The following is an 18,934-nucleotide window of genomic DNA, read 5'->3' on the forward strand; positions in this document are numbered from 1 at the left end:
CATCATTGAATATCGAGGAGCAGCTGCGCCTGCGCGTCGATGTGTTGAACACATGCCTTCGCGTCGGCGTCCCAGACAAAGCCTTCGCGCCCGTCGCAGAAGCCAGCCACTGGCCGATCGTCGCCTTCGTTGCCCGTCTCATACCGGGTCGATCGGTTTGTGCCGGACAGGTCGCCTAGCGTCATGGCGTTGGTGGAATTGGTGAGATCGGCGAAGGCCATACTGAGCAGGATCAGCCGATTGATGAGCTCGATGTTCGCGTTGCGCGCGCCCGAATTGTGATCCCAGCTGTCCTGGATCGTGCCCGAACTCATGTCGCGAAGTTGCGTCAGCCAGGACGTGACATCGCCGGACCCCTCTCCGATCGCCGCGGTCAGGCCCATTGCGATCATGGTGCTGGTCCGGGCGCCCGCATAGGCGCCGCCACCGCCATAGTTGACCGGAATGCCCGATTTGTCGGAGCCGCCGAAGGCAGGCAGCCACTTCCGGGTTATGTTGGCGACATAGCCCTGCGTCTCCTTGAACGGCGGGATGCCGCCATATTTGTTCACGTTCCCCGCGCCGGCATTGTATGCGGCAAGCGCCAGCGAGACATTGCCGTTGTAGCTTTCGAAGCTGCTGCTTGTAGTAGCGCGCGCCGCCGCGCAGGTTCTGATCGATATTGTAGGGATCGACGCCAAGGTCGCCGGCGGTTCCCGGCATAAGCTGGGCGAGGCCGATCGCCCCGGCACCGGACTTTGCACAAGGATTGAAACGGCTTTCCTGGTAAACGAGCGCCAGGAACTGGTTTTCGTCGACACCTTCTTCCCGCGCGATCCGACGAACGAGGCCGGCGATCGCCGGATTGGCATTCGCCGCTGCGACCGGATCATCCTTTCGGCCTGGCCGGTACATTGAGCAGGTCACGCTCTGATTGTTGACGTAGCGCTCCTCATCGACCTTCTCGATCTCGCCGGTTTTCCGGTCGCGATCCTCGCGCTGGTCGAGGACCGTATTGTCGATCGTCGGAATGTCAGCAAGCGCTGGTGATGCTGCAAACACCAAAAGCATGGAAACAGGCCGAATCATGCTGGAACCTCCCAGCCGCAGAAAACAGGCAGCCACTTCGCCGGATCGTCACCGAGTTGCGCGCGAAGTGCTGCGCATTGCTCGATCGTCTCCTTGCGGCCGGACATCACGCGCACGAGGTCCGGCATTGAGGATAGATCCAATCGGGCGATGACCGAGTCGTTTCCGTGCTTGATCAAGAACGTCCGCCGCTCAGGCGGGGTGTTGCGAATGAAGGCGTATTCCTTGGCGGTCAGTCCGAAGCGCCGGATGTAACTTTCCTCATCTGCGCGTGGGTTCGGGAAATGCAGATTGGTTGCCGACTGCTCGATCAGCGTGTGCGATTGCGGCGAGCGCGCAATATCGGCCGCCGACTGTGTGCCGAACCCGACGATCCCGTTGAGCTTTCGGATCGTCTTCATCTTGTCGACGATGTAGTTGGAGAAGATCGGGTCCTGGAGAAGCTTCCAGCCCTCATCCATGAAGATGAGAACCGGCTCGCCGGTGAGCAGCTCGTCCAGCCGATGGTAAAGGCATGAGCGCTGGCGCATGCACATCCTGATTGTCGAGGATGTGCGTCATGTCGAAGCCGAAAATTCGGCGGCCCGAGAACGACAAGACGTCCTGCGGCGCGTTGAAGAGCCAGGCCTTCTCGCCCTCGAACCATGGACGCAGACGTGACTGAAGATCGTTGGCGTCGGAGCGCGCGCGACCCATCAACAGGCCGGACAGGTTGGCGAGCGTGCGCTGTTCGACCGGCTCCTGGCAGATGCGCCCGATCGCGCGCTCCAGCGTGTCCTCTTCTTCCTGGGAAAAACCGTGGCCGTCGGCCGGGTCGAGCATGGCCTTGAGAAGCCGATGCAGGAACTCGCGATTTGTGGCGTTGTTCTCGAGCTGCAGCGGATTGAAACCGGTGACAACGCCTGGCTGGAGCACCTCATAATCGCCGCCGACGGCGCGGATGAAGATCTCTGCGCCGCGGTCCTTGTCGAAGAAGACGGCCCGCGGCTCAGGCGAGATCCGAAAGGCCTGCGCAAGCAGGAAGGTCAGCGCCACGGTCTTGCCCGACCCGGTCGGTCCGGTTACCAAAAAATGGCCGATATCGCGTTGGTGGAAATTGAACCAGTAGGGCGTCTGCGACGTCGTTTCGAGGATCGAAATCGGCAATCCCCAGTGGTTGCCGCTAGCCGAGCCTGTCGCGAAGTTGTGCAGCGACGAGAAACCCGAAAAATTCGCGCTCGACAGCATGCAGGAACGCGCGATGTAGGCGTGGTTGCCCGGCAGTTGCGCCCAGAACGAAGCCTCCATGTTAAGGTCTTCGCGTAGCCAGTTGATGTTCATGTCGGTGAGACACGAGCCGAGCTCGGCGACGGCCTTGTCGAGCCCAGCGAGATCGCGCGACAGGCACAGCAGGCTGAAATGGTGATAGCCGAAGACGGCTTCCTGGTTGAGTAGGCTGTTCAGCGCGAAATCGATATCGGTCTCGACGGTGCTGCCCGATTCATCCGATGCATGGATCTGACGCTGTAGCCGGGAAATGCGCTCCTGCGCGATCGGCTTGTCGGCAAGCGTGAACGACTGGGTGCAGATGAACTCGTGATTCATCTGCAGGAGCCCGTCGAGCATCCCAGGTCCGGAGAACGGAGGATATTCCTTGATCGACATCATCGCGCCAAAGCGATTCTCCGCCTCGGTCGGACCCTGCGCCTGTAACGCCCGCTTCGAGAAGTGTAGCCGCGACGTGCCGACATAGCTGCGGATGCCCATTCGGGGCAGGCGCATATCGCGCGCGATGCCGCAGGTGAGCAGCGTGTTGATAAAGGCGCAGGGTTCCGAATAGGGCTCGCCGTCCCGGTAGACGACGCCAAGCGGACGCGCGCCGTACTTTTGCAGCTCACGCGTGACGTTGCCCACGATCTCTTCGAGTTCGTTGATGCGTTCGTGCAGCCGCTGCTCAAGGACCTCCTTGCCGGAGGAGCGGTCGAGCAGTCTTGAAAAGCCTTCGGCGGCGCCGAGCGCGCCGCGCATTCCGGAACGGACGATCGTGAGGTAGAGTTCGTTGGTGAACATGCGCTTGTCGCGCAACGATGCCACGTAGCGCGTGTTCAGAAGATCGCAGAACGGGTCCGAGTAGATCCCGCCGATCCAGGGCTTGACCTCCTTGCGAATCACCGTCGACCAGAGCGAATAGCGGCTCGAGCCGAGCGCTCGAATCAGCGTGTTCTGGACGGCCGCACGCATGTTGAGCTCGGCCTGGTCCTCGGTCTGGAAGAACAAACCATCCAGCTTGATCACCGAAAGGATCGCCCCGCTTTCGAGGCCGATCACGGCGTCGGCGACATGGCGCAGATACGGGATGTGGATCGACATGGGCCGTTCGCGCCGGCTCTCACGTCCAAATCCAAGCTCTTCGATGACGACGTTCAACATGATCACGGCCCGTAGGAGTTGGTGCGCCAGAACAGCCGGTTGGGCGTCCGAGGTGTGCGGCGACCGACGACCTGCGCGAGATCGAGAATCCGGATGTCGCGGCTGCAGAAGGCGAAGAGCGCGAGATAGATCAGCGGCGCGATCAGCGCCGACCAGAAGCTCGTGCTCACGAGGAAGGCGATCAGCGTGAAGCCGACGATGATGTAGAAGGCATTGAGAGGGATGCCCCACATCATTGGCGGCCGTGTCAGACCGATCACCAGCGGCGTCAGATGGGGTTGTTCGTCGGTGACCTCGCCCATGGCTCAGTTCCCCACGGCCGCGATCATCTCGTCCACGATCGCCGGCGCGCCAAAGACGAGGCCGATGCCGAGCACGACCGCGCCGGCGGTGAACCAGGAGAGGCGGCCGGCGAAAGCAAGGAAGCCGAGCGCGATCACCGCGATGATGGCGAGAAGCCGTCCGAACGGCCCGGTGATGAAATCCACGATCATCTGGACCGCGGTTTCCAGCGGCGCAAAGGCGCCAGAGGATTGCGCCAATGCCGGCTCTGCAAACAGCAGACAGATGGCCAGCATCGTGACGAATGCAATTGGCATTGGGATGGGCCGAGCAGCAGGCGAATAGGAAACGTCGTTCATGATGACCTCCGGCTAGAAATGCATGACACCGCCGATCCACTGGCGGCGTTCGCGCGACGAGATGACTCCGCTGGCAGGGGTAGATTTCTGCTCATCAACAACGTCACGCGGCTCGCTTGCAGTCGCACCGCTGCCCTCAGGACCCATCTGGATGTTGAGGACCTCGGCGACGTATCCGAGCGTTTCCTTGAAGGGCGGAATGCCGCCATAGTCGCGCACGCGTCCCGCGCCTGCGTTATAAGCGGCGGCAACGAGAAGCGGATTGCGGAATTCGTCGGCTAGTTCGCGCAGGTAGCGGACCCCACCATCAATGTTCTCTTCGGGATCGCAGATATCGGTCACACCGAATCGCTCGGCCGTCGCCGGCATTAGCTGCATGGGTCCACGCGCGCCTTTGGGCGAATTGCGCAGCCGATCGAGCCGGCTTTCGGCGGTCACAACCGCGACGGCGAATCCCGCATCGACATCGTGCCGTTCTGCCGCCTCGATCACGAGGCGGGTGATCTCAGCAGGCGTTGCCGGAGACGGCCCGCACTCCGGCGTGCCAGGCTGAATACCACTATCAAAATGACTGCCGCGGGATTCGAGCCCGACGACCTCGGCTGCTGGCACTCCGATCAGCTCGGGCGCCTGGTTTTGGGGAACTATCTGACCACCCTCTCCCAGCACGTAGTCGTCAGGCAGCCGCGCCCAGCGTGCTTCGGCCACGGCGTCAGCGGACGACGGAACATCATCATGTTGTTGTCCATTTTCGCCTGTCTCGACCGGCTGGAATGCCAGGCGCGAGGACAGTTCTGAAGCCAATGTTACTTTGGCCGCGGCAACGCATATGCTCGTGAGGATTGTCACGGCCAGGATCGGCGCTATCGACGGTGATTTTGCCTGCATCGCCATGGGTCCGCATCCAAAGCCTTGTCACGACAGATGCAGGAATGGTTAGGCGAGAGAAAAAACAATGTCAATTTGATTGTGATTTTTTCTTGCAAAGAGAGAGGAGGCAGGTCAATGTCGAGCAAGGTGACAACCTGGAGGCGATTGCATTGAAACGAGCGGCCAGTTGCCTGGCGGTGATCGGCGCATGCCTGCCGGCCTATGCGGCCGGGCCGGTGGACGAAACCTATGTTCGTTCCCTCGCGGCACCCGGGAAGACCGTCCTGGTCATGGAATATTACGACGGCCAGGGGAACGTGTCGGAGCGCAAAGGCTATGCGTCGGCTTCCGGATTCAAGGCAGTGTCGCCTACTGACTTCCGCGTCGACGCGAATCTGACGGTGCACCTCTACGGGATCGAGCCTTGCGCGGGCGACATGGTCAATCGCAAGGAAGGATTTGCCGGGTCCTGTGACGACTACGCTCGCCATGGTCTGGCAACGCTGCTCCAGTCGCCCCGTGTGATCTACTGCCGCGCCTTTGTCAGCGAGTCCGGCGCGCAGGCGCAGGACGCAACCTGCTACGGCTACTACAACTACCCGGGCAGCCTCGACTCGATCGACATGTTCGAGGAGCAGCTGGTCTCGCTCGGCACTCACCGCATCGCAAAGCGGGCGGACGGGACACCCACAAGAGCCGATCTGAAAGAGGCCGAGGACATCGGTCGTCGCGGCTACGGCATGTGGGCGGATCCAAGGGTTGCCGGCCAATGAAGTCCCCTGCCCTCTTCCTGTCGCTGACCGTCGGTTTGACGCCGGCAACGGCCACACCGCCGGAGGGTTACTTCGAGCTGAAACCAGGCGTGACGCTCGAAAGCGGAGACAGCTGGCAGGACAGCGGCCGACATTTCCGTCTCTTCGGCGTGCAGGCCTGTCTGCGCGGTACAGCCTATATCGATAATTCGGGCGCTCGTCGCGACTGTGGCGAGGCCTCCTTGGCCGTGTTGGCCGCCTACATCGCAGATACACATCCCGTCTGTGCGAAGGTCGCGCAATCGGCTGGAACGGTCTTCGTGTCCTGCTACGCAACGATCGGCGCCGACAGGCTGGATCTGGCCAATCTGATGATCTCCTCCGGGTTTGCTTTCGCGTCCCTGGACGAACGCGGCCTGCCCCATCACACGCCTTACGCCGTGGTGGAGCAGGCCGCCCGGGAAAAGAAGGCCGGTCTCTGGCAATTCGACGGTGTCCAGCACCCGGCGCTCCTGCTCGGACAAGGCGCGGCCGGTGAAGGAACGTCGCCATGACGTCAGCGGCCGTCAAGTCGACCGTCGCGGCTTTGCTGCTGGCCGCCCAGGCCTATCCAGCCCATGCGGCGGACCTCCTGCGCGATCAAAGACGATCTTCCGTCGAAGCAAACTCGGTTCCCGAACTGAGCGAGGCAATACGAATCGACGGCCGGACATCTGTCATCGATGGCAGAACGCTCTGGTTCCCGATGAGCCGGCACAAGGCACGACTGGCTTCGATCGACAGCTGTGAACTGCCGCAATGGGCCTACGATCCTCGCCGCCACGGCGAAAGCGCGATCCCGAAGCCGGTGCCGTGCGGGCCTCTGGCGAAGGCGTGGTTGAAACGGACAGTAGGCAACGCCCAGGTGACCTGCTCGGTTCTGGCGAAGGATGTCGATGGCGCCCTTCTCGGCCGCTGCACCATGCGTGGCCGTGATCTTGCCCTCGAGATGCTACGGGTCGGCTGGGCCCGCATCGATCGCGCGGGCGCCAGCCGAGTATGACGCCTGGCAGAACTACGCGATGTCCGCCCGGCATGGCATGTGGGCCACCTATGTGCTCGATATGCCGGAATGGCGCGCAAAGGCCGTGGACCGGACGTTGTCCCGGCGACCGATCGCGGATTTCAACCTGCTTGCCGAACGCGAAAGCGAGATCTCTCCGCCGTTCGAAGATGCGCGCAGGCGCCCCAAGCGGACAGATCGATAGGCTGATCGAAGGAGACGTCCCCATGAACGGAGTCAGGCTGACCGCGACAGCGACAATCCTCGCCGTGGCGACGTGGATGTGGTTTCCGGACCGTGCTGAGGCGAGTGAATGGGGATGCGAGGTGCTCTTGTGTGCGTCATCCTCGAACCCGTCCTGGCGCGGCGTACCGGCGTGCCACGCTCCGATGTATCGCCTGATTTCGGCGATGGGCAACTGGGGATTTTCCTGGCCGACCTGCCCCGAAGCCGGGACAGGAAAACCGGGCTATGAAGCCTATGACGATTGCCCGGCAGGCTGGAACATCGGCTACAGCAACCAGGACCACCGCGGCGGTAAGCCCGACCTTTGCGTGCAGGTGCGGGACACCTGCCCCTCAGGCTTCGGTGGCCGTGACGATTGCCAGCAAACTGTCACCACGGCCCGGCCGCTCCGCGAAGACCCATACTATTTCGACATCCGGCACGATGACGGCAATGTCACGCGACACTGGTTCAGCCTGCGCCGATAGTCGTCACGACACTTTGACCCGTCCGGTTACACATCCGATTGTGTTGTCGCGCTGGTAAACTTAGATATCGGAGGCGGGTCTTCGCCAATCTCGATGGCGGTCCCCACAAGGCCCGGTGGAGAGAGCGTCGCCAAGGTCCGACTTGAACGGACGCAGGGTCAGAATAGCGCGTTGGACGTCGCTCGGCGGCAGGGTGACAGCGTTCGAGGACATGAGCGCCATCAGGTAAATGAGCTTCTCGCGCGCCTCCTCGCAATCCGCTGGATCAAGAGCAACCACAGCTTCCAATGCGGTCTTTCCGCGTAGCCGGTTGAGCTGGGCGAGAGGATAGAGCAGAATCGACCATGGCATTCGTGAATATCCGTTCAGCCGATTCGCAGTCGTGCGCGTTCTGTTGTGCAGCGATACTGCTTGTCGGATGGTAACCACCCGACCGTTCAACTTGATAGGCATCCGGTTCTCTCCACAATAGCCTTCTCCGCATGCGAAGGTTTGCCAAATCGTGCGAGGCGTGCCGAATCTTACTCTCAGCAATCAAGTTTGATTGAAAGGGGGCATTTGCCTCCCGTTTTTGGCGAAGGGGGATGGCCTCATCCCCTTTTGTCCAGCGCGAATATGCGGTCTTATGCATCGTGCTGGGCGGCGGGGTAACTCGATTGATCGGGAGACCGACTCATGCACCGAGCCCTCGTCGTCGAAGACCAGAATCTGATGCGCCTGGCCCTCATGACCGAACTTCGCGCGGGGCTGCGCGACTGTTATGTCGCCGGCGCCCAAACCCTTCCGATGGCAAGACAGCTTCTCGAGCAAGATCGGTTCGACCTTGTCATTACGGACCCGGGCTTGCCAGGCTTCGATCCCACTTCGCGTCATGATCGACTTCACGTGGTCGAGACGATTGTTGAGGCCGCACCGGACGCCGCACATATCGTCGTCACCGGTTCGGATGACGAGGACGAGGCATTGGCCTGCCGATTGCTCGGCGCCAGGAGCTATGTTTGCAAGACCGGGTTGGCGCCAGGCGAGCTGCGCAATGTCCTCGAGCAGATTGACAGGGGCGAGACGCCGATCCGCTTGTCCGAGCTGGACGCCGCGAAGCCGGATGTGCGCTTCCCTACCCTAACCCCGCGTGAAGACGAGATTCTCGCTATGATGATGCGCCGCAAGGCGGGAACGAAGCGCCGCGAAGTCTTCGAGACCATGTCGGGCAAGACCGGGATCAACCCGGCAAGCGCCGAGAAATACTATAAGCAGGCGCGCGCCAAGCTGCTGAAACTGGGCCGCCTTCCGAAGGGGCTTTGACGGATGACCGAACTCACCGTCCACGGCGTGCGCGTGCCGATCTCTCCCGACGAAGTTTCCGCCGAAATCTGGCGAGCATTGCAGAGCGGCAGCTACGAGGCCAACGAGGCGCGACGGATTGCTCGTGCGATTCGACCCGGGGATCGTGTCCTCGAACTTGGCGCCGGGTTGGGAGTCATCACATCGATCATAGCGTCGGTCGACGACGTTCGCGTCTGGAGCTTCGAGGCCGATCCGCAGACCACCCAGCTTGCCCAACGCGTTATTGAGCTGAATTGCAACGGCAATGTCCTGCTCTCAAACGGTATCCTCGCCGCAGGACCTCCCCAGAAGGTTTCCTTCTTCCGGCGATCGGATTTCTGGATGTCGTCGGGGTTTGCCGACCAAGGGCCATACCAGCAGGTCATCGAGATCACGTCGCGGGATATCGATGCCTTCATAGCGAAGCACGGCATCAACGTCCTGGTCATGGATGTGGAAGGAGCCGAACTGGACCTGCTCCAGAACGCGTCACTGCCGGGGATAGAGCGTGTGTTCCTCGAGCTGCACGACCACCTCTACGGCCTGGCAGGCGTTCAGACGATCACCGCGGCCATGGCGCGCAAGGAACTGATCTACGATCCTCGGGGGTCGAGTGGCCCCTGTGTCTTGTACTCGGTCGATGACGGGGAAAGGCAATTCGATGCGGAGGTTGCCCATGCGACGTGAAACATTCCTCAGCGCCGTCTCGGGGCTGTTAGCCTTCGCATCGACGGCCATCGCTGCCTACTCTGATCCCAGCATTCTGACCATCGAGGGTAGTCAGCGGACGGTTTCTGATCGATATCCCGTCGAGCGGCTGCGCTCGGATTTCAAGAACGTCGAGATCGAAACACGAACTCCGTGGACCAAGGAAGGTGAGGCCATCAGTTTCCGGGGACCGAGGATCGCCGACGTTCTGCTCAAGCACGGCCTGGATTCCGCAAAGTCGGTGCAGTTCATCGCCTACGACAATTTCACCTCGGAGATCCTGCTCAAGGAGATCCAGAGCTACCAGCCGATCTTTGCGATCGACCGCGCCTGCGTGAGCGCGGACATGCGGGCTGGTAGATGCAAGTCAGATCAGGAGTTCACGCCGCTATCTCCCGAGGAGCAGGGACCGATCTTTCTCGTCTGGCCCTATGATCAGCTCCCTGCGGAATATACCCGCCCGCAATTCGATCTGGGTCTGGTTCGTCGTGGCCGTCAGGCCGGTGGAATGAGGGGGTATGCGCCGGGGCTCAAAGCCGCCCTCCCCTTCGCAAGCTTGGGTATCGCGCTGCTTCTCTGCGGCGGTGCCTTCGTCCGATCCGAACAGTATCGTGCCGAATCGGACCTGAACTATAGTCAGACGTACGAGGTTCAGTGGCGGACGACGCAGATCCGTGAGCATCTTGCTCGTATCCACGGCGAGCTGCGCCTGGCGGCGGCGACCGGCCGGATGGAAGCTGATCTCAAACGCCAGGTCTTCCTGCTCAATGCGAATGTAGACCAGCTGCTAAAGCTCGAATATGCCCCAAAATTTCTCGGCGACCGCGATGTCGAGCTACTGCGCGGCTTGCAGGCCGTGGCAAGCGACTATCTCGATCCAATACTCGAGGGCAGCACGGACTTCGAGGGCGCGCTTCAGGTCATGCCCGATTTGGAACAGCGGATGTTCGAGGTTTCCGGCACCGCGGTTGCGCATGCCGAGACATTGAACACGACGGCTCACATTGAAGAAGCGGCGTCACGAAACAGGTTCCTGTTTGCGGTTGCGTTGGTACTCGCCGCCGTCGGCTATGCGATCATCCATCTGCGAAATGCGCTCGCAAGACGGCAGGAACAGCACTTGCGGTCGTTCTCTTCGCTCTACGCGCACATGACGCGGTCGCGTGTCACCGCCTTGAAGCTGTTTCTGGGCTACCAGGACGAAGACAACGTAAAGAACCCCGAGATGCTGATGCCGGCGAGAGAAGCGGTCCAGCAGCTGGAAGCCATCACAAACGGTCTCGGCACAATAGCGTATGCAAATAGGGATACCCGACGGGAAAGTCTGGCGACGGTTCTCGATCAGCTAAGCGCGATCGGTTCCTGCAAACTTCATATGCGCGTCAGCCCGGACGCCGCTCAGGTACAGGTGCCGGCCGCGCCCATGCGACTGATCCTCGATGAACTCGTCCAGAATGCCGAGGCCGCGCTTGGAGCCCAGCAGAAGGGCCAGATCACCGTCGCCGCGAAGGTCAAAGATCATCGTTTCTCCAAGCGGCGCGACCTGGTGGTCGAGATTGTCGATGACGGCCCGGGAATGTCGGCCGAGGTAGTGGCGAGGGCGAAAACGCCGTTCTTTTCTACACGCGCGGGCTCACATACCGGGTTGGGGCTGACAGGCTGTACGCAGATGGCGGCGGCTTTCAACGGGACGCTGGTGCTAAGTTCGGAATATTCCAAAGGTACGTCAGTCCGGGTTTCAATTCCGATCGAGCCCTTCGATTGTCACGAATGAGGTGGAGTTGACAGCCGTGCAATGCGAAGAGTTTTGCTGCCATTTCAGCAGCATAGGCCCGGCGCGATACTCGCTCCGCGTCGTTTGCATGGTCATTGCGCGGATGAGGGCGTTCTCAGTGAAGCCTTGTCCGGTTGTCTCAGGGCGCCGTATGCCGTTGGATGACGGTTACTTTCTGTTAACGAAAAACTTCTTGCTGGATCGTCCGAATCGGCCATTAATCACGCTTACGATGCAGTTCGCTGCGGAAAAGCGTTATTCCGGAAATAGGCGCCGATGAATGTGATGCCAGAGATCGATGTTGAGCTTGAGTTCGACGAAGAGATTCTCGAGCAAGGAGAGCTCATTTCCGACAAACTGAACATGCTGCGGCTTGAACAGTATCCTCCCGATGCATTGAAGGGACTGCGGCGGTTCTCGTCGGCCGAGGTGGCAGAGTTTCTTGGAGTTACGCAGAACCATATTAAGAAGCTGCACCTCGAGGGCAAGGGTCCTGCCCCGGACGTCTCAAGTTCCGGTCGTCGTTCATATACAGCACAGCAGATGTTGGAACTGCGTCACTACCTCGACAAACATGGCCGTTCGGACTTTAAGCGTTATGTGCCGCAACGTCGACTTGGCGAGCCGCTTCAGGTTATCTCAGTGGTCAACTTTAAGGGCGGCAGCGGTAAAACTACGACCGCCGCCCATTTGGCGCAGTATCTGGCGCTGACCGGGCATCGCGTGCTGGTGATCGACCTAGATCCCCAGGCGTCATTGTCTGCGCTTCACGGCGTGCAGCCCGAACTCGACAAGAACCTCTCGCTTTATGAAGCGCTACGGTATGACGAGTACAGAAAGTCGATTAAGGAGGTTATCCGCCCGACGAACTTTCCTGGCCTCGATATCGTGCCTGCCAATCTAGAGCTCCAGGAGCATACGTGCGAGACGCCGTTGGCGGCATCGAATCGAAATTCGCCAGAAGGCCGCTTGTTCTTTACGCGCATTTCCACCGCACTTGGCGAAGTCGACGATCGCTATGATGTCGTCGTGATCGATTGCCCGCCACAACTGGGCTACCTCACTCTAACGTCGCTGACGGCGTCGACATCCGTTCTTATCACTGTGCATCCACAGATGCTCGATGTCATGTCGATGAGCCAGTTCCTGCTAATGCTTGGCGGCATTCTTCAATCTATCAAGGAAGCCGGGGCCACTGTCCGGCTGAAGTGGTTTCGCTATTTGGTTACGCGCTACGAGCCCACCGATGGCCCTCAGGCCCAGATGGTGGGCTTCCTGCAGGCGCTCTTCAACAAGCGCATGTTGAAGAATCAGATGCTCAAGTCCACTGCCGTCTCCGATGCGGGGATTACGAAGCAAACCCTCTACGAGGTCGAGAAAAGTCAGTTTACTCGCACGACATATGAGCGAGCGATTGAGAGCTTGAACGCCGTAAATGCGGAAATCGTCTCCCTTGTTCACAAGGCGTGGGGGCGCAGATGATTGTCTTGACAGCCGTGCAGATCGGCAATTCGCCTTACAATTTCAACACGTTCACAGGTCATCCTCGGTGTGCGAATGGCTAGAAAACACCTCCTCGCAAGCGTGACAGCTTCATTGAATGCTGAGAGATCACAATCATCGTCGGAAGCTCGATCCGAGTATACGAGGAAGGGTGCATCGCGTTCGATGCGGCAGTCTCTCGACGAACTTGCCGAGAGCAGCATGAAGATGCTTGCAGGTGAAACAGTGGTTTCGCTGGATCCAGCTGACCTCGATAGCTCATTCGTCTCCGACCGGATTGACGAAAGCGATGAAGAGTACGCACAGCTGCGAGAGGCCATCAAGCAGTCTGGCCAATCGACGCCGATCTTGGTGCGTCCGCATCCTGATGCTGCGGGCCGGTACATGATCGTGTTCGGCCATCGTCGGGCCAAGGTAGCGCGAGAACTCGGGACTCTGGTCCGAGCGGTGGTCAAGCCGCTCGCCGATATCGAACACGTAATTGCGCAGGGCCAGGAAAATACCGCCCGGTCCGATCTGTCATTTATCGAGAAAGCGTTGTTCGCGCAGCGATTGCTCGACCAAGGAATGACCAGGTCCACCATCAAGTCTGCTTTGACTGTGGATGATACGCTGCTCTCGCGCATGTTGTCTGTCGCCGGGGGGATACCTAAACCCGTTCTGAGCGCTGTTGGTGCTGCCAAGGGAGTCGGCCGAGACCGCTGGGAAGAACTGAAGAAGCTGGTTCAGAATCCGACGAACGCGGAAAGATCGGTCGAGTTTGTCGAGGCCGACGAGTTCGCCAAAGCTCAAGACAGCGAGCAAGGGTTCAATCTTCTTTTGAGTTTTCTAAAGAGCACTAGAACCCCGAGAAAAGCACGTGTCATTCCTGGATCGAAGGACTGGGCTCCAGAGGATCGATCGCTCGTAGTCGCTGTCAATCCCGGGGCAGGCGGTCTCTCGCTCGAGTTCAAGGACAAGGGAGCAAAGCCTTTTGGCGAATGGCTCGCCAGGAATCTGGACAGCCTCTACGAGGCCTTCAGGAAGTCGGAAAATAGATAACGGAGATCGAACCAGCAAAAGAAAAAGGCCCCCGAACGTCACCGCGCGGAAGCCCTTCTCGTATTCTCTGACAAGATCGAGAATCGCAAATCCGCGAATCACTGTCAAGAGTCTCGGCGCTGTTTCGGCGAGCGGATTTCTTTTGCCTAACGACAGGTGAGAGAAGATGCAGACGCATATCACAACGACGCCCTTTGGGCGGCGGCCGATGACGCTCGCCATGATGGCCAGCCAGGTCGCAGCAAACGCCATGCCGGAAGGCGCCAGCGTTCAGAAATGGCATGTCTTCAAATTCATACGTGAAGCCAAGGATTTGATCGGCGCCACCGATCGCTCACTGGCGATCCTCAACGCGTTGCTGTCCTTCCATCGGGATATGGAGCTTTCGGCCGATGGCGAACTCGTCGTGTGGCCATCGAACGAGCAGCTCATGGCCCGTGCAAACGGCATGCCGGCGACAACATTACGGCGTCATCTGGCCGTCCTGGTCGATTGCGGGCTGATCATCCGCCGGGACAGCCCAAACGGCAAACGCTTTGCGCGCAAGGGCAGGGGCGGGCAGATCGAACAGGCTTACGGCTTCGATCTGTCGCCGATCGTCGCGCGAGCCGGGGAGTTCGCCGAGCTGGCTGAGACGGTTCAGACCGAAAAGCGCGCCTACAGGGCTGCCAGGGAGCGCCTCACATTGTTGCGCCGGGACATCGTGAAGATGATCGACGCCGGCCTCGAGGAGGGGGTTCCAGGCAATTGGGGCAAGATGACCCGAACCTATCAAGGGATTATCGGCCGGCTCCCTCGAACCGCTCCCCGGCAACTCCTCGAGGATATCTGCGAGGACCTGGATCTGCTCTGGATCGAAGTTCGTGACGTGCTGGAATCTTTCACGAAAACACAGAATCCGGACGCCAATGAGTCCCATTCCGGTAGCCACATACAGAATTCAAACCCAGACTCCATCTCTGAATCTGAAAGCGGCACAGGAAATAACGAAGAAGCGACCGGCAACGCTGCGGAAAACGACAACCTGCACAGCTTGCCCAAGCGGGAGTTGCCCTTGGGGATCGTGCTGGACGCCTGCGGAAGCTGGCGCGAGCTGGCCAAGGATGGCGAAATCCGCAACTGGCGCGACTTTTTGGCGGCGGCGGAGGTCGCCCGGCCGATGCTGGGGGTCAGCCCCAGCGCCTGGCGAGAGGCCTGCGAGGCGCTGGGCGAACGCCAGGCGGCGATCACGCTGGCTGCCATCTATCAGCGCGCCGATCAGATCAAGAGCGCCGGCGGCTATTTGCGCAGCCTGACGGACAGGGCCCGCGACGGGAAATTCTCGGCCTGGCCAATGGTGATGGCGCTCTTGCGCGCGAAACTGGATACCCAGAAGGCCGCAGCGCAGACCCATGGCAGATCGGCGGATGATGGTGACGAGGGGGAAGGGCGACTTGAGGTGTCGGAAGCGCTTCTCAGAAGTCTGCGTAGGCCGAAATCGTGATGGCGGATGAATCGGTGTGTCCACAGACGGCTGATCGGTGGTACGGTCGCGCGCGTGGGTCGAGCCATGGGCTCATTCTTCGCATACGAGACCGTCGAACGCCTCAAGCAGCGCATCCACGATCGCTTGACCAAGCGCGTGAGCAGTCTCGCGGGTTTGTGCTTCGTCTCCGCGGCGCGAAGCGGTGGCCAGATTCGAACCTTGATCGGTCAGGATCGCATTGGCCCGATCGATCGCCCATTGTGCGAAATCGTCTCGGCTGTCGACGATCCTGGGATCCATGAATGCGCGCTCCGGCGTTTACCTTTCCTTCGGCCGATCCGGCTAAAGTCAGGGGGCGCGATAGGTATTGCGTTCGCGCATATTCAATCATGGCCTCTCAGTCCCTGCTGGACAAGCGGTTCCGCTTTGCCCGGTCGAGAAGACCCTTAGCGCCTGAGGGGAGGCCGTAGACGGTCACGCAGCCCTCCCAGATGGCCGGGGTTTCGAACGGGATTCAGGCGGTCCAAGGATCGAACAGCTCGAAGGCAAACCCCTCGAAATCCCTCGTGTTGCGGGTCGCCAAGGTGAGCTGTTTCGCGGTCGCTGTCGCGGCGATCAAGGCATCCATGGATGACAGACCGCGGCCGCGACGCTTGGCCTGGGCCATCAGATCGCCCCACGCTAAAGCGATCGGCTCGTCTACATGGAGAACCCTTTGCTCAAAACGCTGCGGCAGATCCTGCGCCAGCCATTCGGCCAGAGCCTCGCGTTTCCGGCCTTCGTCCATGAGGGCGACGCCGCGCCGGATCTCGGCAATCGACACCACGCTGATGAACGAACGGTCCTCATCGAGCTGGTCCAGCCATTCCAGAACCCGCGGGTCGGGGGCTGGCTTCGTCACCTCAGAGAGAACATTCGTATCGAGCAATAGCCTCACAGCCGCAGATCACGCGGTTCGTCGCGCTGACGGTCGACGTCGAGATCGGTGCCGCGCAGCGGCGAATCCATAAGGAACTCCGCAAGCGTGCCCTTGCGCACCGTCTTGCGCTGCCATTCCTCGGCCGAGACGACAACGACACTTGGCTTGCCGTTCCGGGTGATCGTTTGAGGTGCAGACTGTGCGCGCTCGATGACCTCCGACAGCCGAGCTTTGGCTCCTGCGACGGTCCAGTTGGTATCTTCTTTGGGTGCAGATAGCATCGTAGGCCTCCATGACCACTATGACTATCCTGACTATATGGGATTGCCCATACGGCTGCAACAGGGGAGGGGAGGGAGCTTTTCAGAGCCCTGATGCCTTGGTGAGATTGACGCGGAAACGATCGCGCCGCCGCTGGTACTTGCGGGTCATTTCGGCGCTCGCATGTCCAAGCTGCTTTTGCACATAGCGCTCGTCGACCTCGGCTGAGGACGCGAGTCCGGCTCGCAGAGAATGGCCCGCGAAGAGCTGTCCACGTGCTCCCTCGGGCAGATCGCCGCGCACGCCGGCGGCCAGTACGGTCCGCTTGACCAGACGGGCGACCTCCTGGTCGTTGAGCCGATCGGCGCCGACGGCCTTGCCTTGCCCTGTCACCCGGCGGAACAAGGGGCCGTGCGCGATCCGACCGAGCTTGAGCCAGGTCTGCAGGGCGACCACCGGGCAGGTGGCGTCAGCCGAGCCGCGGCCGATCTCGACCTCACGCCATCCGGTTTTGCCGCGCAGCGTCACGAGCATGCCCTTGTCAAGGATCTCTATCCAGCCGGAAGAATCCTCGGTCTGGTTGCGGCCGCAATCCAAGCCGACCACCTCGGAGCGGCGCAGGCCGCCGGCAAAGCCTAGAAGCAGCATGGCGCGGTCGCGCAGGCCGCGCAGGGTGCCACGGTCGAGCGTTTCCAGCATAGCGATGAGGTCCTCGGGCAGGATCGCTTCCTTTTGCCGGGGCGGGGCGGCGTGCTTGTTGCGGATGCCGGCCATGACGGTGGCGATGTGACGGTCCTTCCTGTCGAGCGGCTGGCCGCGCTGCACATAGTTCCAGGTCAGCGAGGACAGCCGTCGTTCGATGGTCGAGACGGAGTTCGGCTTCTTGACGCCCGTCGCCTTTCCCGAGGCGCAGGCGGTAATGTAAAGGCCGACGACCTGGGGATCGGCCGGAAACATCTCGACGCCTTGGCGTCGGCACCAACTCGAAAAATGCTTCCAGTCGGCGGCATAGGCGCGGCGGGTGTTAGCCGAGCTCGCTGCTTCGACATAGTCGCGGGCGTGGCCGGCAAGCGCGTCGAGATGCGCCGGCAGGCGTGGCGTGGCGACGGCCGGGAGAGGGGGCGAGGAGTGGTCGGCATCGCCGGCGGAAAGCCAATGATTTGGCTTTTCGAGCGACGAACGCCCGGAGCCATAGCGGAGGGCCGAGGCTTCGGCCGACGGTCCCTCCGGCGCGCGGCCCATTTCCATGACGACATCGACGATGTCGGGCAGGTCATTGGGGTCCTGGTTGTCGGCGTCGTCGGTCATGACAGGGATTATAGCGTGATTTGGCCGGCGACGGCGAGGGGCGATCGAGACAGTCGCGCGGCTGGTTGAGTGCCTTCCGGCTGTTTGATGGCTGTTTCGCAGGCAGCTAATAGCGCTTGTACGCCTTTAAGACACATATACTTGACGCACGGGCGCTGCTCAGCTACATCAGGGACGAGAGAGTAAAGGACGTTCTTATGCCTCGGGCAGCGGTTGAAGCGAACGAACGGATGAATTTGCGGGTGGCGGCGCAGCAGAAGGCGACGCTGATGCGGGCGGCCGCGCTTGTGCACGCGGACTTGACGGAGTTCGTCACCCGTGCGGCCTTGCGCGAGGCCGAAGCGGTCATCGAGAGCGCCGAGAGGATAGAAGTCTCGGAGCGGGATTTCCTGCGCATTCTGGAGCTTCTGGACAACCCGCCGCCGCCGAACGAAAAGCTGCGCGCCGCGATCGCCGCTTTGCCGCGTGACCGATGAGCGTTCCGGCATGGCATGAGGAGCCGATCGCCAAAGAGCACGATCGGAGCGGCTTCGATTGCGGCGATGCGGACATGAACGCGTTTCTGGCCCGTTATGCGCGCCAGAGCCATGAGCAGAACGCCACCAAGACCTATTGCGCGATAGAATTGGCCCGTCCCGGGCGGATCCTCGGGTTCTATTCGATCGCGCCGTCGGCTGTGGCCCACGCAGCCGTGCCGGCGCGGATGACCAAGGGATTGGCGCGCCACGACGTTCCGGGCTTTCTGCTGGCGCGTATCGCCACCGACAGGTCGGTCGCGGGGCAGGGGTTGGGTGGCCAGCTGCTGGTTGCCGCAGCTAGGCGGTGCCTGCGGCTGGTGGCGGAGGGTGGCGGCATCCTTTTGATCATCGACGCCAAGACCGAGCATGCGGCGGACTGGGCGCGTCGTTTGGCGCCGAGCGCCTGCAGGGCCAGTCCCAGGGCGGGCCGTTGCGGCTGGCGCTCCATCTGACGACGTTCGCGGCGGATTTGCGGGCTGCCGGCCTGTCGCTCGCGTTTCATCAACGGACGACAACTCATTGGTCTGGTGCGAATCAAGTTTTGGGTTCATTTCCGGATTCTAGCCGAATCAGCGGATTTTTCGTAACATTCGAGCGGACGAACTTTACAGCGAGGCCG

At 61.0% G+C, this 18,934-nt stretch carries 18 protein-coding genes and 4 pseudogenes; 12 read left to right on the top strand and 10 right to left on the bottom strand.

Annotation, left to right across the window (positions count from 1 at the left end):
• Nucleotides 1-2: 2 nt before the first annotated feature.
• The 5 genes and pseudogenes from LRS09_RS30155 to LRS09_RS28310 all read right to left on the bottom strand — a co-directional run bounded on the left by LRS09_RS30155 (nucleotide 3) and on the right by LRS09_RS28310 (nucleotide 5,012).
• A pseudogene (locus LRS09_RS30155) lies at nucleotides 3-1,068 on the bottom strand (lytic transglycosylase domain-containing protein).
• Nucleotides 1,065-3,477: pseudogene (locus LRS09_RS28295) on the bottom strand (VirB4 family type IV secretion/conjugal transfer ATPase). Before LRS09_RS28295 ends, LRS09_RS30155 begins: the two co-directional pseudogenes overlap by 4 nt.
• 2 nt (nucleotides 3,478-3,479) lie before the next feature.
• Nucleotides 3,480-3,779: a type IV secretion system protein VirB3 gene (locus tag LRS09_RS28300; protein ID WP_252913109.1), complete on the bottom strand. Its 300-nt coding sequence runs from the start codon at nucleotides 3,777-3,779 to the stop codon at nucleotides 3,480-3,482.
• A gap of 3 nt (nucleotides 3,780-3,782) precedes the next feature.
• The gene (locus LRS09_RS28305; protein WP_245414201.1) at nucleotides 3,783-4,076 is read right to left on the bottom strand and encodes a TrbC/VirB2 family protein; all 294 of its coding nucleotides are present in this window, start codon (nucleotides 4,074-4,076) and stop codon (nucleotides 3,783-3,785) included.
• A gap of 54 nt (nucleotides 4,077-4,130) precedes the next feature.
• Nucleotides 4,131-5,012, bottom strand: a complete 882-nt coding sequence (locus LRS09_RS28310; RefSeq protein ID WP_257810546.1) for a lytic transglycosylase domain-containing protein — start codon at nucleotides 5,010-5,012, stop codon at nucleotides 4,131-4,133.
• 167 nt (nucleotides 5,013-5,179) lie between these two features.
• Between LRS09_RS28310 and LRS09_RS28315 the strand changes: the two genes are divergently transcribed.
• From LRS09_RS28315 to LRS09_RS28330, 4 genes and pseudogenes are all read left to right on the top strand, one after another.
• Nucleotides 5,180-5,761, top strand: a complete 582-nt coding sequence (locus LRS09_RS28315; protein ID WP_257810642.1) for a hypothetical protein — start codon at nucleotides 5,180-5,182, stop codon at nucleotides 5,759-5,761.
• Nucleotides 5,758-6,294, top strand: coding sequence for a thermonuclease family protein (locus tag LRS09_RS28320; RefSeq protein ID WP_252913111.1), 537 nt, complete (start codon nucleotides 5,758-5,760; stop codon nucleotides 6,292-6,294). Before LRS09_RS28315 ends, LRS09_RS28320 begins: the two co-directional genes overlap by 4 nt.
• Nucleotides 6,291-6,987: pseudogene (locus LRS09_RS28325) on the top strand (thermonuclease family protein). Before LRS09_RS28320 ends, LRS09_RS28325 begins: the two are co-directional and overlap by 4 nt.
• Before the next feature lie 22 nt (nucleotides 6,988-7,009).
• The gene (locus tag LRS09_RS28330) at nucleotides 7,010-7,495 is read left to right on the top strand and encodes a hypothetical protein (RefSeq protein WP_252913113.1); all 486 of its coding nucleotides are present in this window, start codon (nucleotides 7,010-7,012) and stop codon (nucleotides 7,493-7,495) included.
• A gap of 60 nt (nucleotides 7,496-7,555) precedes the next feature.
• Here LRS09_RS28330 and LRS09_RS28335 read toward each other — a convergent pair whose 3' ends face one another.
• Nucleotides 7,556-7,948, bottom strand: a complete 393-nt coding sequence (locus tag LRS09_RS28335; protein WP_257810548.1) for a hypothetical protein — start codon at nucleotides 7,946-7,948, stop codon at nucleotides 7,556-7,558.
• Between the two features lie 222 nt (nucleotides 7,949-8,170).
• Here LRS09_RS28335 and LRS09_RS28340 point away from each other — a divergent pair, with 222 nt between their 5' ends.
• The 6 genes from LRS09_RS28340 to repC all read left to right on the top strand — a co-directional run bounded on the left by LRS09_RS28340 (nucleotide 8,171) and on the right by repC (nucleotide 15,327).
• Nucleotides 8,171-8,797, top strand: coding sequence for a response regulator (locus LRS09_RS28340; protein WP_252913115.1), 627 nt, complete (start codon nucleotides 8,171-8,173; stop codon nucleotides 8,795-8,797).
• A 3-nt stretch (nucleotides 8,798-8,800) separates the two neighbouring features.
• Nucleotides 8,801-9,505: an FkbM family methyltransferase gene (locus LRS09_RS28345; RefSeq protein WP_257810553.1), complete on the top strand. Its 705-nt coding sequence runs from the start codon at nucleotides 8,801-8,803 to the stop codon at nucleotides 9,503-9,505.
• A complete protein-coding gene (locus LRS09_RS28350; RefSeq protein ID WP_257810554.1) occupies nucleotides 9,495-11,300 on the top strand; it encodes an ATP-binding protein in 1,806 nt (601 codons plus the stop codon). Before LRS09_RS28345 ends, LRS09_RS28350 begins: the two co-directional genes overlap by 11 nt.
• A 276-nt stretch (nucleotides 11,301-11,576) precedes the next feature.
• Entirely contained in the window at nucleotides 11,577-12,782 is a 1,206-nt protein-coding gene (gene repA, locus LRS09_RS28355) for a plasmid partitioning protein RepA (RefSeq protein ID WP_257810555.1), read from the top strand.
• A gap of 75 nt (nucleotides 12,783-12,857) precedes the next feature.
• A complete protein-coding gene (gene repB / locus LRS09_RS28360; protein ID WP_252913120.1) occupies nucleotides 12,858-13,844 on the top strand; it encodes a plasmid partitioning protein RepB in 987 nt (328 codons plus the stop codon).
• Between the two features lie 166 nt (nucleotides 13,845-14,010).
• Entirely contained in the window at nucleotides 14,011-15,327 is a 1,317-nt protein-coding gene (gene repC / locus LRS09_RS28365) for a plasmid replication protein RepC (protein ID WP_257810556.1), read from the top strand.
• A 72-nt stretch (nucleotides 15,328-15,399) separates the two neighbouring features.
• On the opposite strand, the gene LRS09_RS28370 is transcribed toward repC, so the two are convergent.
• The 4 genes from LRS09_RS28370 to LRS09_RS28385 form a co-directional block, all read right to left on the bottom strand.
• Nucleotides 15,400-15,609 carry a hypothetical protein gene (locus LRS09_RS28370; RefSeq protein WP_257810557.1) on the bottom strand — a complete coding sequence of 70 codons (210 nt, stop codon included), beginning with the start codon at nucleotides 15,607-15,609 and terminating at the stop codon, nucleotides 15,400-15,402.
• A gap of 214 nt (nucleotides 15,610-15,823) precedes the next feature.
• Complete coding sequence (locus tag LRS09_RS28375; RefSeq protein ID WP_252913123.1) at nucleotides 15,824-16,246, bottom strand: type II toxin-antitoxin system VapC family toxin; 423 nt, start codon at nucleotides 16,244-16,246, stop codon at nucleotides 15,824-15,826.
• Nucleotides 16,243-16,509: a type II toxin-antitoxin system prevent-host-death family antitoxin gene (locus LRS09_RS28380; RefSeq protein ID WP_252913124.1), complete on the bottom strand. Its 267-nt coding sequence runs from the start codon at nucleotides 16,507-16,509 to the stop codon at nucleotides 16,243-16,245. Before LRS09_RS28380 ends, LRS09_RS28375 begins: the two co-directional genes overlap by 4 nt.
• 82 nt (nucleotides 16,510-16,591) lie before the next feature.
• Nucleotides 16,592-17,797 (bottom strand): site-specific integrase, encoded by a 1,206-nt coding sequence (locus LRS09_RS28385; RefSeq protein WP_252913125.1) that lies wholly within the window; start codon nucleotides 17,795-17,797, stop codon nucleotides 16,592-16,594.
• A gap of 197 nt (nucleotides 17,798-17,994) precedes the next feature.
• Between LRS09_RS28385 and LRS09_RS28390 the strand changes: the two genes are divergently transcribed.
• On the top strand, nucleotides 17,995-18,273 hold the full coding sequence (locus tag LRS09_RS28390; RefSeq protein WP_252913126.1) for a DUF1778 domain-containing protein: 279 nt from the start codon (nucleotides 17,995-17,997) through the stop codon (nucleotides 18,271-18,273).
• Nucleotides 18,270-18,802: pseudogene (locus LRS09_RS28395) on the top strand (hypothetical protein); the annotation flags it as partial. The gene LRS09_RS28390 and the pseudogene LRS09_RS28395, both read left to right, overlap by 4 nt.
• Nucleotides 18,803-18,934 lie beyond the last annotated feature (132 nt).

The organism is Mesorhizobium sp. J428, from assembly GCF_024699925.1.
Lineage (GTDB): Bacteria > Pseudomonadota > Alphaproteobacteria > Rhizobiales > Rhizobiaceae > Mesorhizobium_A.